This is a genomic window from Saccharothrix sp. DSM 118769, from assembly GCF_052936295.1.
Map to the genome: position 1 here is coordinate 632,809 of NZ_CP193627.1, position 13,947 is coordinate 646,755.

Below are 13,947 nucleotides of genomic sequence, written 5' to 3' on the forward strand. Positions count from 1 at the left end.
TGCCCCCGAGCCGGAGACGAGGCCGCATCCCGGCGAGTACCCCTCACCCGCCGGAGTGCGGCCCTTTCCTTTCCCGGACCAGGCCCCTCACGAGGCCGGTCACGAGCACGCCGAGCCAGATCGCGGCGACGGCCGCCAGCAGCCACGGCCCGTGGGCGCGGTCGTGCAGGCCGGGGTTGGCCGGTCCCGCGTGCGGCCGCCACAGCAGCGGCACGGCGAGCAGCACGAGCACCCCGGACAGCACCCCGCCGACCACCACCGGCACCCGCCACGGCGCGGCCACCCACCGCGCGACCGCCAACCCGACGCCGCCGACGAGCGGTGCCAGCAGCAGGTCGTGCGCCACCGGACCGCCGAGGAACCACACCAGCAGGTCAACGTCCAGCAGGGGGAGCAGCAGCACCGCGCCCCACAGCCCGGCGGCGACGCCGAGCGCGCCGAGCACCCACCTGAACGCCCTCACGTCGCCGGCCCCAGCTTCACGACCCACTTGGTCTGGAGCACCCCGGGGCGGTTCGGCGCGACGAGCCGGCACGGGTGGCCGTGGTCGAGCGGCAGGGGAGCGCCGTCGAGGCGCAGCGCCAGCAGCGTCAGCGGGTCGCGGACGTGCGCGGCGGGCAGCGTCGAGGTCCGGTAGAGCCCGTCGCGCTCCAGCGACTCGACCACGACGTCGGTGGGGTCCAGCCCGGCCAGCGCCAGCAGGTCCCGCACGGGCACGCCGGTCCACGTGGCCGACGCGCTCCACCCCTCGACGCACGCGATCGGCAGCTCGGCCGTCGTCTGCGGCAACGCCCCCAGCTCGGCCAGGCCGAACCGCCGGCCGCCCACGGTGAGCCGCCAGTCGTCGCCCACGGGTTCCACGCCGGCCGCCCGCGCCGTGCGGTTGACCGGCAGCCGGGTGGAGCGCGCGCCGAGCACCGACACCTGCCGCAGCCACGGCACCGTGCCGCCCGCCGTGGCCAGCACCGCGAGCGCCACCGCCCCGCCGGTGGTGAGCAGGAACCCGCGCCGCGACAACGTCCCGCGCCGGACTTCCTCCGTTGGTGGCGGGGTGCGGAACAGCGGCATCTTCACGGCGACGTGCACGAGCAGCGCGCCGACCGCGACCCAGGCGACCGCGTAGTGGGCCGGGGGGAAGAAGAAGCCCCACGGGTAGTTCTGGGCGGCGTTGAACAACCCGGTGACCAGTTCGAAGAACGCCGCGCCCAGCAGGACGAGGACGGAGCCGCGCTCCAGGGCGTGCGGGACGTTCCGCACGAGCGGGCGACCGAACAGCTTCGGGTAGACCGTCCACAGCTTGGCCAGCAGCAGCGGGATCGCCGCCACGCCCGAGGTGACGTGCACGCCCTGCGTGACCCGGTACAGCCAGACCGGCCTGGTGGGCCACGCGAACCACCCCGGCGGGTGCTGGATGGCGTGACTGAGCAGGCCGGTCACGAAGCACAGCCCGAATGCCACCCCCAACCAAGCGCCGATTCTGGTGGCGGTGTGCGGACTCGATTCCCGACGCACTCGCGGCACTCTCACAACCGCTCCAATTCCCACACCCGACAATCCCCTCGTTCAACAATCCAACAGACCCGCAACTGCACTGCACCAAGCCGACAATCCCCTCGTCCAACAATCCAACAGACCCGCAACTGCACTGCACCAAGCCGGCAATCCCCTTGTTCAACAATCCGGCGATCCGACCAAGCGTCGCGCCGCCCTGTAGACGCAAGCGTTTGCGCGCTGATCACCGCCCTGCTTGCCGCTCTAGTCACTGCCCTGATCGCCGCGCTGGTTGCCGCCCTGGTCGCCGAGTTGGTTGCCGCGCTGGTTGCCGCGCTGGGCGCCGCTCTGGTTGCCAAGCTGATTGCCGGCTGGTTGCCGCGCTGGCCCACGCGCCGGGTTGCGCGCAGGCGCAGGCGGTTGCCGTCATGAATTCGGCTCGGTTTGTGCGGCGGCTTTCGGGCGGCTTTCGGGCGGGCGTCGGTTGCCGCTGGGCTGCGGCCGCGGTGGGTCAGGATCGTTCTAGTTCTACGAAGCAGCGATTCTTTTGTTCAACAATCCGACGGGGTGACAATCCGGCGTGTTCGGCCGCCGCTGTGAGGGCTTGGGCGTCCACTCGGGCCCAGGGGAACCAGGCGCCGCCGTTGATCCGGGCTGGGCCACGCCACAGACCGCAGCCGGGGGGTTCGGTTTCGACCAGGACGGTGCCGTGGCGGTGCAGCAGGCGGCGGGTGCGGCGGAGGAGGGCTGTCGGGTCGCCGCCGATGCCGATGTTGCCGTCGGCCAGCAGCGCGTGCCGCCACCGTCCGGTACCGGGCAGCCGTCCGAACACGTCGCGCCGCAACGCGGGCCCGCCCCGCGCCCTGGTCAACGCCACCGCGAGCGGCGACTTGTCCACCCCCAGCACGGTGACGCCCCGCCTCGCCAACGCCGCGACCAGCCGCCCCGGGCCGCACCCGAGGTCGATGGTCGCGCCTCGGCAGGCGTCGAGCAGCACCGCGTCGCCGTTCGCAGCGTCGCCAGCCGCGGCGTCGCCAGCCGCAGCGCCGCTGCCCGTTGCGTCGTCGTGCCACCGCGCGACCGGCAGCACCTGCGAACCGCCGTCGCCGAACTCCAACCGGCACTCCGCACCGCCCAGCCCCACGTCGAACGCGGTCACCTCGCCACCCCCAGCCGCGCGAACGCCTCGGCGAACCGCGTCCCCGGCGCCGCGTCCGCGACCTCCCGGGCCGCCACCACGTCGTCCACATCGGACAGTGCCGGCGCGGTCCCCACCGCGCGGTCCCGGAAGGCGAGCACCGTGCGCACCCCCGTGTCGTCGCGCGACATCGGCACGTCCGCCAACCGCCGCGCCAGGGCGGGCTCCCGCAGACCGAGCGCCCACCAGCCGCCGTCCAGCGCGGGACCCACCACCACGTCGTGCCCGTCGAGCAGCCCGATCGCCCCGCCGAGCAGCGCGGGCGTGACCTGCGGCGTGTCCATGCCGATCTGGAACACCGGCAGGCCGTGCGCCCGGTGCGCGTCGGCGTGCGCGTTGGCCAACCGCTCGCCGAACCCGTCACCCCGCTGCGGGACGACGACGCAGTGCCGCAGCGCCGCCCGCACCTCGTCCTCGCGCCGGGCCGCGCCCAGGTCCCCGGTCAACGCCACCACCGGCCGCGCGCCCGGCGTCCGCAGCACCGCGTCCAGCGTGTCCAGCAGCGCGGCGGCGGCCAGGTCGGCCGCCTCCTCCGGCGACGCGGGCGGGCACAGCCGCGTCTTCGCCAACCCCGGCACCGGGGCCTTGGCGACCACCAGCAGGCTGACCGGCGTCACCGCAGCACCCCCGCCATGTCGCGCACCGCGCGCACCGTGCCGCGCACCGAACCCGACACCTTCGACCTCGTCCCGGCCGCGCGCGGGCCGTAGGGCACGTCCCGCTCCACCACCCGCCACCCCGCCGCGCCCGCGCGCAGCAGCAGTTCGAGCGGGTAGCCGAACGCCCGGTCGCGCACCCCCAGGTCGAGCAGGTCGCGGCGGCGGAACGCGCGCACCGGGGCGATGTCGCGCACCGGCAGGCCGCGCCGCCGCAGCAGGGCCGCCAGCACCGCGTTGCCCGCCCGCGCGTGCCACGGCCAACTCCCCGCCGACGGCACCCGCCGCCCGACCGCCAGGTCCGCGCCCGCCAGCAGCGCCACGAGCGCCGGCAGGTCGCCGGGGTCGAGCGAGCCGTCCGCGTCGAGCACGCACACCACCTCCGACCGCGCCCGCTCCACGCCCGCGTGCACCGCCGCGCCGTACCCGGGCCGGGGTTCGTGCACCACCTCCGCGCCGAGCGAGCGCGCGACATCGGGCGACCCGTCGCGCGATCCGTTGTCCACCACCAGGGGCCGGTAGCCGGCGGGCATCGCGCCGAGCACCAGCGGGAGCGCCGCCGCCTCGTCCAGGCAGGGGAGCACCACGTCGATTTCGTCCACACCCCGAGCATCGGTCCACCGTGGAGGGTGCAGAACCCTTGCGGTGCTTACCGAATCCTGACGTGCGGCCCACTCCTTACGGACCGCTGACGGATGCTGCCGCACGCCCTCCGCCGGCCCCCGGACGCCCTACGGTGGGCGCGTGCCCCGTGTCCTGGCCGCCGCGGCCCTGGTCGTCCTCGCCGCCGTGGTCGGTGCGGGCCTCGACCCCGACCTGACGTTCGCGGGCGCGCCGCCGCTGTTCGCCACGTGGCTGCCGCACGTCGGCGTCGGCACGCCCCTCGCGGTCCTGGTGGCCGTCGCCGTCGTCGCGCGCGGCCCGGACCTGGCGGCGCGGCTGCCGTGGCGGGCGGCCCTCGGCGCGACCTGGGTGGCGACGGTGGCGTGGACGACCTCCCTCGCCCTGGTGGACGGCTGGGAACGCGGCTTCGCGGGCAGGCTCACCACGTCCGACGAGTACCTGCACGAGGTGCCGGGCGTCACCGACGTGCCCGGCCTGCTGCGCGGGTTCGCCGACCGCGTCCTCGACTTCCAGCCCGACTCGTGGACCACGCACGTGTCCGGGCACCCGCCGGGCGCGCTGCTGGTGTACGTCGGCCTGGACCGGGTCGGGCTGGCCGGCGGCGCGTGGGCGTCGGCGTTCACCGTGCTGGTCGGCGCGCTGGTGGCGGTGGCCGTGCCGGTGACCGTGCGGGCGGTGGTGTCCGAGGGGCACGCCCGCGCGGTGCTGCCGTTCGTGGCGCTGTTCCCCGGCGCGGTGTGGTTCGGGGTGTCGGCGGACGGGCTGTTCGCGGGCGTCGCGGCGTGCGGGGTGGCGCTGCTCGCGGTCGGCCGGCCGCTGCTCGGCGGGGTCGTGCTCGGGTTCGCGCTGTTCCTGTCCTACGGGCTGGTGCTGCTGGGCGTGCTCGCGCTGGCCGTGCTGTGGCGGCGCGGGGCCGCGCGGTGGCGGGAGGTCGGCGTGGCCGTGCTGGGCGCGGCGGTGGTGGTGGCGGTGTTCGCGGCCCTCGGGTTCTGGTGGCTCGACGGCTACCACCTGGTCGTGGAGCGGTACCACCAGGGCATAGCCTCGTCCCGCTGGTACGGCTACTGGGTGTGGGCGAACCTCGCGGCGGCGGTCTTGGCCTGCGGGTTCGCCCCGTTCGCGGCGCGGTGGCGCGGCCCGGCGCTGGTGCTCGCGGGCGCGGCGGCGGCCACGGTCCTGCTGGCCGACGCGTCGGGGCTGAGCAAGGCCGAGGTCGAGCGCATCTGGCTGCCGTTCACGGTGTGGCTGGTGGTGCTGGTGCCCGACCGGCGACGACCATGGCTCGTGGTGCAAGCGGTGACCGCGCTCGCGGTCAACCACCTCCTGCTGACCAACTGGTGAGGCTGCTGTGGACAGGGTGCTCGTCGTGGACGACGACGTGGTGGTGCGGGACGTGGTCCGCCGCTACCTGGAGCTGGCCGGGCACGAGGTCGAGCTGGTCGGCGACGGCGAGACCGCGCTGCGCCGGTTCGCCGAGCGGGAACCGGACCTCGTGGTGCTCGACCTGATGCTGCCCGGCGTGGACGGCCTGGAGGTGTGCCGGCTGCTGCGGCGGCGCAGCGCCGTGCCCGTGGTGATGCTGACCGCGCTCGGCCAGGAGGAGGACCGCATCGCCGGCCTCCAGCTCGGCGCGGACGACTACGTGACCAAGCCGTTCAGCCCGCGCGAGCTGGCGCTGCGCGTCACGTCCGTGCTGCGGCGGTCGAGGGCGGCGGCGGTGCGGTCGCCCTCGGTGCTGGAGGACCGAGGGCTGCGCGTGGACGTGGGCGCGCGATCGGCGGAGCTGGGCGGGGCGGAGCTGGCGCTCACCACCCGCGAGTTCGACCTGCTGGTGTTCTTCCTGACCCACCGGGGCACCGCGTTCTCCCGCGCCGACCTGCTGGCGCGGGTGTGGGGCTGGGAGTTCGGCGACCAGTCCACCGTGACCGTCCACGTGCGGCGGCTGCGGGAGAAGGTCGAGGCCGACCCGGCGCGGCCGGTGCGCATCGCGACCGTGTGGGGCGTCGGCTACCGGTACGACGGGGGCGCGTGATGCTGGTCGAGGTCGGGCACGTCCTCCCGTACGCGGTGCTGTTCTCGCTGCCGCTGGCGCTGATCGGCGTGCTCGTGCTGCGGCGGTCGACGGACGGCTCGCTGGCGCGCGCGATGACCGTGCTGGCGATCGTGCCGGTGGTGGCGACCATCGGCGGGGTGCTCGCGGTGAGCGGGTTCATGTTCACCCCGATCCTGATGACGACGCTGCTGGTGTGCGTGCTGGTGGCCCTGGTGACGGTGCCGGCCGCGGTGCTGTCGGGGCGGGCGCTGGCGCGGCGCAGCGTGTGGGAGCGGGAGGCGCGGGCCCGGGAGCGCGCGGCCGAGGCGTCGCGGCGCGAGCTGGTGGCGTGGATCAGCCACGACCTGCGCACGCCGCTGGCGGGCATCCGGGCGATGGCCGAGGCGCTCGCGGACGGCGTCGTCGCGCGGCCGGACGAGGTCACCGACTACGCGGGGCGCATCTCGGCGGAGGCCGAGGCGCTGTCCGGGATGGTCGACGACCTGTTCGAGCTGTCCCGCATCACCGCCGGCGCGCTCCGGCTGACCCTCTCCGACGTGCCGCTGGCGGACGTGGTGAGCGAGGTCGTGGCGGCCGAGTCGCCGGTGGCGTCCCGCAAGGGCGTGGTGCTGCGGGCGGACGCCGCGACGTGGCCCGTGGTGCCGGGCAGCGACCCGGAGCTGGCGCGCGTCGTGCGCAACCTGCTGTCCAACGCGATCCGGCACACCCCGCCGGACGGCACGGTGGCCGTGCGGGTCGACGTGGACGGCCCCTCGGCGCTGCTGCGCGTGGACGACGCGTGCGGCGGCATCCCGGACACCGACCTGCCGCGCGTGTTCGACGTGGCCTTCCGCGGCGCCCCGCACCGCCGTCCCGTGGGCGGCGGCCTGGGCCTGGCCATCGCGCGCGGCCTGGTCGAGGCGCACCGCGGCACGATCACCGCCCGCAACCACGGCCCCGGCTGCCGCTTCGAGGTCCGCCTCCCCCTGGTCGCGGCCGACGGCCCCGCCTGACGCGCGGGGTCGCCCACTCCCGCACGCGTCAGGCGGCCGTCACCGCCGTCCGTCACCGCCGTCCGTCATCGGCGGGTGCCACTGGCGGCTGTCGGTGGCGGCTGTCGGGTATCACTCCCCGACGCCGGGACGGGCGTTGAGGCGGGCGGCCTGGCGGGTCAGGTGGACGTGCTCGGCGAGCGTGGTCGCCCGGCGGGCCGCCTCGGCGTACAGGCGCGCCGCCGTCACCGGGTCGCCGTCGCGCTCGTGCAGGTACGCCGCCACCGCCGTGTGGCGCGGCAGCGAGTCGTCCAGCTCCGCGAGCGCCGCCAGCCCCGCGCGCGGCCCGTCCGCCTCGCCCACGGCCACCGCGCGGTTGAGCCGGACGACCGGGCTGTCGGTCAGGCGCGCCAGCTCGTCGTACCACTCCACCACCTGCACCCAGTCGGTCTCCCCGGCGGTGGGCGCGTCGGCGTGCAGCGCGGCGATGGCGGCCTGGGCCTGGAACTCGCCCAGCCGGTCGCGGGCGAGGGCCGCCTGGAGGATGCCGACCCCCTCGGCGATCGCCCCCGTGTCCCACAGCCCGCGGTCCTGCTCGGCGAGCGGCACCAGGCTGCCGTCCGGCGCGGTCCGGCTCGCGCGCCGGGCGTGGTGCAGCAGCATGAGGGCGAGCAGCCCCGCCACCTCCGGGTGGTCGATCGACGCCGCGAGCTGCCGGGTGAGCCGGACGGCCTCGGCGGCGAGGTCGACGTCGCCGGAGTAGCCCTCGTTGAACACCAGGTAGAGGACGCGCAGCACGGTGGCGACGTCGCCGGGCCGGTCGAACCGCACGTCGGCGACGGTGCGCTTGGCGCGGCTGATCCGCTGCGCCATCGTCGCCTCGGGCACCAGGTAGGCCCGGGCGATCTGGCGGGTGGTCAGCCCGCCGACGGCGCGCAGCGTGAGCGCGACCGCCGACGACGGCGTCAGCGACGGGTGGGCGCACAGGAAGTAGAGCTGGAGCGTGTCGTCCACCGCGGGCGCGGGTCCGGGCGGCGGCTCCTCGTCGAGCGCGTCCTCCCGCCGGCGGCGGGCGGCGTCCGCCCTGGTCGCGTCGAGGAACCGGCGCCAGGCCACCGTGACCAGCCAGCCCTTCGGGTCGCGCGGCGGGTCGTCGGACCAGGTGCGGACCGCCTCGACCAGCGCGTCCTGCACGGCGTCCTCGGCCGCCGCGAAATCCACCCCGCGGCGGACGAGGACCCCGAGCACGCCGGGCGTGAGGCTCCGGATCAGGGCCTCGTCCATGCCGGTGGTCACTCCGTGATCGTGGGCGGCGCCGACAGGAACGGGCGCAGTTCGAGCCACTCGTGGATCGGCTTCCCGCCCGCCCCCGGCGCGGCCGACAGCTCACCGGCCAGCTCGACGGCGCGCTCGTAGCTGTCGACGTCGATCACCATCCAGCCCGCGATGAGGTCCTTGGTCTCGGCGAACGGGCCGTCGGTGACCGGCGGTCGCCCCTCGCCGTCGTACCGGACGAACGTCCCCTCGGGGGCGAGCGCCTGGCCGTCGACGAACTCGCCGGTCTTCTCCAGCCGGTCCGCGAAGTCCCGCATGTACGCGACGTGCGCCGTGATCTCCTCCGGCGCCCACTGGTCCATGGGGACGTCGTTGACCGCCGCCGGCGCGCCGCGGTAGTGCTTGAGCAGCAGGTACTTGGCCATCGTGGTTCTCCTCGGTGCGGGCCGACCCAGTGTGGTCGCGTTCATCCGGGGGACGCGGCCGGGTACGGGTTCTCGACATCGCCGGCGAGGATTCCCGCGAAATTTTTTGACGCTCCCCCGAACCGCTCAGCGCAGCGGGTCGGTGGCGAACCGCTCGACGCCCTCGGCGAACGACGTGCGGGCACGGAAGCCGAGCAGGTCACGGGCCCGGCCCGGGTCGGCCACCACGTGCCGCACGTCCGCCGCCCGCGCCCCGCCGACGACCCGCGGCGCGGGCCCGCCGCACGCCCGCGCCAGGTGCCCGGCCAGCTCGCCGACCGTGCGCGGCTCGCCCGAGCAGATGTTCACCGGCGTGAGGGCCCCCGCCTCGCCCTCCCGCTCCACCGCCGCCAGGTTGGCCCGCGCCACGTCCGAGACGTGCACGAAGTCCCGCCGCTGCCGCCCGTCCTCCAGCACGGTCGGGGCCTCGCCGCGCTCCAGCGCCGACCGGAACAGGCTCGCCACGCCCGCGTACGGCGTGTCCCGGGGCATCCGCGGCCCGTAGGCGTTGTGGTAGCGCAACGCCCACACGTGCCCGCCGGTCTGCCGCGCCCACGCCGCCGCGTAGTGCTCCTGGGCGAGCTTGCTCGCGGCGTACGTGCTGCGCGGGTCGAGCGGCGCGTCCTCGGGCACCAGGCGCGGCTCCAGCGGTTCACCGCACCGGGGGCACGGCGGCTCGTAGCGGCCCCCGTCCACGTCGGCCTGCCGGCGCGGCGCGGCCCGCACCACGCCGTGCTCGGCGCACTCGTAGCGGCCCTCGCCGTAGACCACCACGGACGACGCCAGCACCAGCCGCCCCACCCCGGCCCGGTGCATCGCGGCCAGCAGCACGGCCGTGCCCAGGTCGTTGTTGCGGGCGTACAGCGGGGCGTCGGCCGGGTCGAGCCCGTGCCCGACGACCGCCGCCTGGTGGCACACGACGTCCACACCGGCCAGCAGCCGGCGGACCGCGTCGAGGTCGGTCACGTCGTGCGCCGGCCCGGTCGGCGTCGGGTGCGCCTGGGGCAGGTAGGCGTCGAGGACGACCACCTCGTGCCCGGACAGCCGCGCCCGGTCGGCGATGTGTGACCCGATGAACCCGGCTCCGCCGGTGAGGAGAACGCGCACGTCACCGACGTTAGGGGCGCGACGACCGGAACACGCGGGCCCACAGCGTCATGTCACGGAACCGTCAGATCCGGTGATTGGCTACGGTTGCCCGCATGGAACGCAGCGCGCAGCGCCTGGGACGCGCCCTCGTCGTGATCGTGGACGACAGGGTGGCGCACGGGGAGCACGACGACAGCACGGGTCCGCTGGTCACCGAGCTGCTGGAAGAAGCGGGGTTCATCGTCGACGGCACCGTCGCGGTGGAGGGCGAGATCGTGGACATCCGCGCCGCCCTCAACACCGCGGTGATCGGCGGTGTCGACCTGGTCGTCACCGTCGGCGGCACGGGCGTGTCGCCGCGCGACGTCACACCGGACGCCACGCAGGGCGTCCTCGACCGGCCGATCAGCGGCATCGCGGAGGCGCTGCGCGCCTCGGGCCTGGCGGCGGGCGCCGTGGACGCCGGCATCTCCCGCGGCCTGGTGGGCATCTCCGGCAGCACCCTCGTGGTCAACCTCGCGGGTTCCCGCTCGGCGGTCCGCGACGGCATGGCGACCCTCTCGGCCCTCGTGCCCTACGTGATCGACCAGATCTCGGGCCTAGAAGAGTCGTGACGACCCCGCAGGACGACGACGCCGCGACCGCCCGCGCACGCGAGGCGGCCCGGCGTCGCCGCCTGGCCGAGGTCTTCGGCGACGTCCTCCCGGACGGCACCTCGGACGACCCGCGCCCCACTCCCCGGGACGAGGACTGGTACCGGGAGAACCGCCCCCCGCACCACGGCGGCTGACGCCCGAACCCGATCGCCCGGACCCGACCGGCCTGAACTGACCGGCCGGTCCGGCCGCCCCGCCCCTCCGGCGGGCTCAGGCGTCGTCGTCGTAGCGGCGCTGCAAGGGCGTCTGGGTCTTCTGCTGGGCCGCCATCAGGTCGCGGATCTCCTTGAGCAGCTCGACGTCGGTCGGCTCGTGCGGACCGGCCTCCTCGCCCCGCTTGCGACGATCCTTGATCTTGTTCATCGGCAGCACGAAGATGAAGTAGACGACCGCCGCCACGATCATGAAGTTGATGATCGACGTGATGATCGCGCCGAAGTCCATGACGGTCTTCTCGTTGTCGCCGAGCTGCACCGCGAGCCCGTTGACGTTGGCGCCGCCGAACGACGCGATGATCGGGTTGATCAGGTAGGACGTGAACGCCTTCACGATGTCGTTGAACGCGGCGCCGATGACCACGGCCACGGCCAGGTCGATGACGTTGCCGCGCATCAGGAAGTCCTTGAAGCCCTTGATCACTGCTGACTCCTCCGTCCGGGGGTGCTGGGCGAGCGGAGGGTAACGGCTCGGGCCGCACCGGGTGCCCGCGAGCCGGACGTGGTGCTCTCCGCGATCACCCGTCCCCTACCCGCGGACGCCGGACCCGAACGCACCGGACGGCCGAAACCGGTGGCGTTGGCGGTGGCGGCACGGTTCCGGCGCGGCCCCGGCGCGCGTGGCCCGCCGGGCTCGCCCGCCGGACGTGCCAGGCGTGCGGGAACCTGCCGGGTGCCAGGCGTGCGGGAGCGCGCCGGGCGGGGGTGTGGAACGCGGCCGGTGGTCAGCGGAGGGTGAGGGCGACCGGGTTGGCCAGGGACTCGGCGGCCACCCGCCGGGCCGTCGCGCGGTCCACCGAGATCACCACCACCTCACCGTCCCGCACCGCCACCACGGACGCGTCCGACGCCAGCACGCGCGCCTCCGCGCCCACCACGTCGACCCGGCTCCCCGGTCTCAGCAGCCCGGCCACGCCGGCGTCGGCCAGCCGCACCGCCACCGAGGACGCACCGGGGGTCGCCGACGCCAGCCGGGCGTCCGTCAACGGCTCGCCCGACCTCGCCGCGCTGACCAGCGCACGCCCCACCGCGTCCGCCCGCGCCACCGCGCCCGACGGCACCAGCGGCGGCGGCAGCGACGCCACCCGGACGTCGTCCTCCGTCAGCGGCACGTCGGGGGGCAGGTCGCGCGCCGCCACGACCACCTCGACCGAGGGGCCCGCCGGCAGCACGGCCAGGACGACCGCCACCAGCGCCAGCACACCCGCCAAGATCCTTCTGATGAGCACCATGGGATCGACGGTAGGGGCGGGCGGGAGGTGGGGACAGCACGAGTCCCGGAGCTGTGGACAACTCCGGGACCTGTGGACAACTACCTCAGGACGCGGCCGCGGCGGGCGTCGACGACGAGGAAGAGGAGGAGGAAGAGGACGGGGTCGAGGCCGGCGTCGACGAGGTCGACTCGCTCTTCGACTCGCCCTTCGACTCGCCCTTGGCCGCCGGCGCGGACGGGGACGCGGAGGAGGACCGGCTGTCGTTGCGGTAGAAGCCGCTGCCCTTGAACACCACGCCCACCGCGCCGTAGAGCTTGCGCAGCCTGCCCGCGCACTCGGGGCAGTCGGTCAGCGCGTTGTCGGTGAAGGCCTGCACCGCCTCGAACCGGTGGTCGCACTCGGTGCAGGCGTACTGGTAGGTCGGCACGGTCAACCCTCCAACGAGTCCTTTGGCACTCGGACGTCACGAGTGCCAACCACGATGATGCGGCATCCATTCCACGTGGCGCAAACACCACAGGTCAACGTCACAGCGGCGGGCCCGCCGGCGGCACCCCCGGCGGCACCTCCAGCGGCAGGCGGACCAGGCCCGACGGCGTCAGCACCGCGTCCACCCGGACGTCGTGCGGCTCGGCCGGCAGGACCGGCACGAACTCCTCGTCCCGCACCACCGCCACCTTCGGCGCCGCCCACGACCCCAGCACCCGGTCGTAGTACCCGCCGCCCTTGCCCAGCCGCACGCCCGCGTGGTCCACCGCCAGCGCCGGCACCAGCACCAACGCCGCCCCGGACGCGTCCACCGGCGCGCCCACCGGCTCCGGCAGGCCGAACGCCCCCGGCCGCAGCCGGCCGTCGTACCGGGCCCACGCCAGCCCGTCCCCGACGACCACCGGCAGCAGCACCCGCAGCCCCGCGCCGACCAGCGCGTCCAGCATCGCCACCGACCCCGGCTCGCGTGCCGACGCCGCGTAGGCGCACACCGCCTGACCTGGCCGGACGGCGAACGCCGCGACGGTCGTCAGCACCTCGGACGCCATCGACGGCATCACCGCGGCGCGCCGCAGGGACCGCAGCCGTGTGCGGAGAGTCGCCTTCCGGTCACGTTCACCGGACGTCATCGCGGATCACCCCGAGCACGCCGTTACCCTCGCATTTCATGAGCGCCTTCCAGACAGCAATCGTGCCCGCGGCGGGGTTGGGCACGCGCTTCCTCCCGACCACCAAGGCGGTGCCCAAGGAGCTGCTGCCGGTCGTCGACACCCCCGGCATCGAGTACGTCGCCGCCGAGGCCGCCGAGGCCGGCGCGACCAGGCTCGTGATCGTGACCTCGCCGGGCAAGGACGCGGTGGCCGAGTACTTCCGACCGCAGCCCGAACTGGAACAGACGCTCGAGGCCCGGGGCAAGTCGGACCTGCTCGACAAGGTCCGCCGCGCGCCGAACCTGCTCACCGTGGAGACCGCGGTCCAGGACAAGGCCCTGGGCCTGGGCCACGCCGTCGGCTGCGCCGAGGGCAACCTGACCGGCGACGACGAAGCCGTGGCCGTCCTCCTCCCGGACGACCTCGTGCTGCCCACCGGCGTGCTGGCGAAGATGGCCGCGGTCCGCGAGGAGCACGGCGGCACCGTGCTGTGCGCCTTCGACATCCCGCGCGAGCAGATCTCCGCCTACGGCGTCTTCGCCGTCGAGGAGATCGGCGACGACGACGTGAAGCGGGTCGTCGGCATGGTGGAGAAGCCCAAGGCCGAGGACGCGCCGTCCACGTTCGCCGCGGCCGGCCGCTACCTCCTCGACCGGGCGATCTTCGACGCGCTCAAGCGGATCACGCCGGGCGCGGGCGGCGAGCTCCAGCTCACCGACGCCATCGCGCTGCTGATCAACGAGGGTCACCCCGTGCACGTGGTCGTCCACCGGGGTGGGCGACACGACCTGGGCAATCCCGGGGGATTCCTCAAGGCTGCGGTTGACTTCGCGCTTGAGCACCCCGACTACGGCCCCGACCTGCGGGAGTGGTTGCGGGAACGCCTCGGCAACTCCTGAACG

Annotated in this window: 18 protein-coding genes; 6 read left to right on the plus strand and 12 right to left on the minus strand. The window is 75.0% G+C overall.

The features are described from left to right. Window positions 1-43: 43 nt before the first annotated feature. The 5 genes from ACRAKJ_RS03075 to ACRAKJ_RS03095 all read right to left on the minus strand — a co-directional run bounded on the left by ACRAKJ_RS03075 (window position 44) and on the right by ACRAKJ_RS03095 (window position 3,938). Window positions 44-463, minus strand: coding sequence for a hypothetical protein (locus ACRAKJ_RS03075; protein WP_438921139.1), 420 nt, complete (start codon window positions 461-463; stop codon window positions 44-46). Further along, complete coding sequence (locus tag ACRAKJ_RS03080; RefSeq protein WP_438921195.1) at window positions 460-1,539, minus strand: molybdopterin-dependent oxidoreductase; 1,080 nt, start codon at window positions 1,537-1,539, stop codon at window positions 460-462. The genes ACRAKJ_RS03075 and ACRAKJ_RS03080 overlap by 4 nt, the downstream gene beginning before the upstream one ends. A 463-nt stretch (window positions 1,540-2,002) precedes the next feature. Beyond that, window positions 2,003-2,608: a class I SAM-dependent methyltransferase gene (locus ACRAKJ_RS03085; RefSeq protein ID WP_447008867.1), complete on the minus strand. Its 606-nt coding sequence runs from the start codon at window positions 2,606-2,608 to the stop codon at window positions 2,003-2,005. Window positions 2,609-2,646: 38 nt separating this feature from the next. Beyond that, the gene (locus ACRAKJ_RS03090) at window positions 2,647-3,306 is read right to left on the minus strand and encodes a DUF2064 domain-containing protein (protein ID WP_438921141.1); all 660 of its coding nucleotides are present in this window, start codon (window positions 3,304-3,306) and stop codon (window positions 2,647-2,649) included. After that, entirely contained in the window at window positions 3,303-3,938 is a 636-nt protein-coding gene (locus tag ACRAKJ_RS03095) for a glycosyltransferase (RefSeq protein WP_438921196.1), read from the minus strand. Before ACRAKJ_RS03095 ends, ACRAKJ_RS03090 begins: the two co-directional genes overlap by 4 nt. Before the next feature lie 151 nt (window positions 3,939-4,089). Between ACRAKJ_RS03095 and ACRAKJ_RS03100 the strand changes: the two genes are divergently transcribed. The 3 genes from ACRAKJ_RS03100 to ACRAKJ_RS03110 are packed head-to-tail and all read left to right on the plus strand — an operon-like array spanning window position 4,090 to window position 7,014. Further along, entirely contained in the window at window positions 4,090-5,310 is a 1,221-nt protein-coding gene (locus ACRAKJ_RS03100; RefSeq protein WP_438921142.1) for a hypothetical protein, read from the plus strand. A 7-nt stretch (window positions 5,311-5,317) separates the two neighbouring features. Continuing rightward, the gene (locus tag ACRAKJ_RS03105) at window positions 5,318-6,001 is read left to right on the plus strand and encodes a response regulator (protein WP_438921143.1); all 684 of its coding nucleotides are present in this window, start codon (window positions 5,318-5,320) and stop codon (window positions 5,999-6,001) included. Further along, window positions 6,001-7,014 (plus strand): ATP-binding protein, encoded by a 1,014-nt coding sequence (locus tag ACRAKJ_RS03110; protein ID WP_438921197.1) that lies wholly within the window; start codon window positions 6,001-6,003, stop codon window positions 7,012-7,014. Before ACRAKJ_RS03105 ends, ACRAKJ_RS03110 begins: the two co-directional genes overlap by 1 nt. 111 nt (window positions 7,015-7,125) lie before the next feature. Here ACRAKJ_RS03110 and ACRAKJ_RS03115 read toward each other — a convergent pair whose 3' ends face one another. The 3 genes from ACRAKJ_RS03115 to ACRAKJ_RS03125 form a co-directional block, all read right to left on the minus strand. Next, window positions 7,126-8,277 carry a DUF6596 domain-containing protein gene (locus tag ACRAKJ_RS03115; RefSeq protein WP_438921198.1) on the minus strand — a complete coding sequence of 384 codons (1,152 nt, stop codon included), beginning with the start codon at window positions 8,275-8,277 and terminating at the stop codon, window positions 7,126-7,128. Between the two features lie 8 nt (window positions 8,278-8,285). Next, the gene (locus tag ACRAKJ_RS03120; protein ID WP_438921144.1) at window positions 8,286-8,693 is read right to left on the minus strand and encodes a YciI family protein; all 408 of its coding nucleotides are present in this window, start codon (window positions 8,691-8,693) and stop codon (window positions 8,286-8,288) included. A 126-nt stretch (window positions 8,694-8,819) separates the two neighbouring features. Beyond that, entirely contained in the window at window positions 8,820-9,839 is a 1,020-nt protein-coding gene (locus tag ACRAKJ_RS03125; RefSeq protein WP_438921145.1) for an NAD-dependent epimerase/dehydratase family protein, read from the minus strand. A 95-nt stretch (window positions 9,840-9,934) separates the two neighbouring features. Between ACRAKJ_RS03125 and ACRAKJ_RS03130 the strand changes: the two genes are divergently transcribed. Next, complete coding sequence (locus ACRAKJ_RS03130; RefSeq protein ID WP_438921146.1) at window positions 9,935-10,435, plus strand: molybdenum cofactor synthesis domain-containing protein; 501 nt, start codon at window positions 9,935-9,937, stop codon at window positions 10,433-10,435. Continuing rightward, window positions 10,432-10,611 carry a hypothetical protein gene (locus tag ACRAKJ_RS03135; RefSeq protein WP_438921147.1) on the plus strand — a complete coding sequence of 60 codons (180 nt, stop codon included), beginning with the start codon at window positions 10,432-10,434 and terminating at the stop codon, window positions 10,609-10,611. Before ACRAKJ_RS03130 ends, ACRAKJ_RS03135 begins: the two co-directional genes overlap by 4 nt. A 76-nt stretch (window positions 10,612-10,687) precedes the next feature. Here the strand turns inward: ACRAKJ_RS03135 and mscL are convergent, their stop codons facing one another. The 4 genes from mscL to ACRAKJ_RS03155 form a co-directional block, all read right to left on the minus strand. Then, window positions 10,688-11,116 (minus strand): large conductance mechanosensitive channel protein MscL, encoded by a 429-nt coding sequence (mscL, locus tag ACRAKJ_RS03140; RefSeq protein WP_438921148.1) that lies wholly within the window; start codon window positions 11,114-11,116, stop codon window positions 10,688-10,690. A gap of 301 nt (window positions 11,117-11,417) precedes the next feature. Then, the gene (locus ACRAKJ_RS03145) at window positions 11,418-11,924 is read right to left on the minus strand and encodes an SAF domain-containing protein (RefSeq protein ID WP_438921149.1); all 507 of its coding nucleotides are present in this window, start codon (window positions 11,922-11,924) and stop codon (window positions 11,418-11,420) included. A gap of 85 nt (window positions 11,925-12,009) precedes the next feature. Further along, a complete protein-coding gene (locus ACRAKJ_RS03150) occupies window positions 12,010-12,333 on the minus strand; it encodes an FmdB family zinc ribbon protein (RefSeq protein ID WP_438921199.1) in 324 nt (107 codons plus the stop codon). A 100-nt stretch (window positions 12,334-12,433) separates the two neighbouring features. Next, entirely contained in the window at window positions 12,434-13,024 is a 591-nt protein-coding gene (locus ACRAKJ_RS03155; protein WP_438921150.1) for a 5-formyltetrahydrofolate cyclo-ligase, read from the minus strand. A 38-nt stretch (window positions 13,025-13,062) separates the two neighbouring features. Here ACRAKJ_RS03155 and ACRAKJ_RS03160 point away from each other — a divergent pair, with 38 nt between their 5' ends. After that, window positions 13,063-13,944 (plus strand): sugar phosphate nucleotidyltransferase, encoded by an 882-nt coding sequence (locus ACRAKJ_RS03160; RefSeq protein WP_438921151.1) that lies wholly within the window; start codon window positions 13,063-13,065, stop codon window positions 13,942-13,944. Window positions 13,945-13,947 lie beyond the last annotated feature (3 nt).

What these genes read in the sequence shown, in the direction of transcription:
- ACRAKJ_RS03120 (WP_438921144.1), bottom strand. Translation starts at nt 8,693, where the DNA reads ATGGCCAAGTACCTGCTGCTCAAGCACTACCGCGGCGCGCCGGCGGCG.
- ACRAKJ_RS03130 (WP_438921146.1), top strand. Translation starts at nt 9,935, where the DNA reads ATGGAACGCAGCGCGCAGCGCCTGGGACGCGCCCTCGTCGTGATCGTG.
- ACRAKJ_RS03110 (WP_438921197.1), top strand. Translation starts at nt 6,001, where the DNA reads ATGCTGGTCGAGGTCGGGCACGTCCTCCCGTACGCGGTGCTGTTCTCG.
- ACRAKJ_RS03155 (WP_438921150.1), bottom strand. Translation starts at nt 13,024, where the DNA reads ATGACGTCCGGTGAACGTGACCGGAAGGCGACTCTCCGCACACGGCTG.
- ACRAKJ_RS03160 (WP_438921151.1), top strand. Translation starts at nt 13,063, where the DNA reads ATGAGCGCCTTCCAGACAGCAATCGTGCCCGCGGCGGGGTTGGGCACG.
- ACRAKJ_RS03145 (WP_438921149.1), bottom strand. Translation starts at nt 11,924, where the DNA reads ATGGTGCTCATCAGAAGGATCTTGGCGGGTGTGCTGGCGCTGGTGGCG.
- ACRAKJ_RS03115 (WP_438921198.1), bottom strand. Translation starts at nt 8,277, where the DNA reads ATGGACGAGGCCCTGATCCGGAGCCTCACGCCCGGCGTGCTCGGGGTC.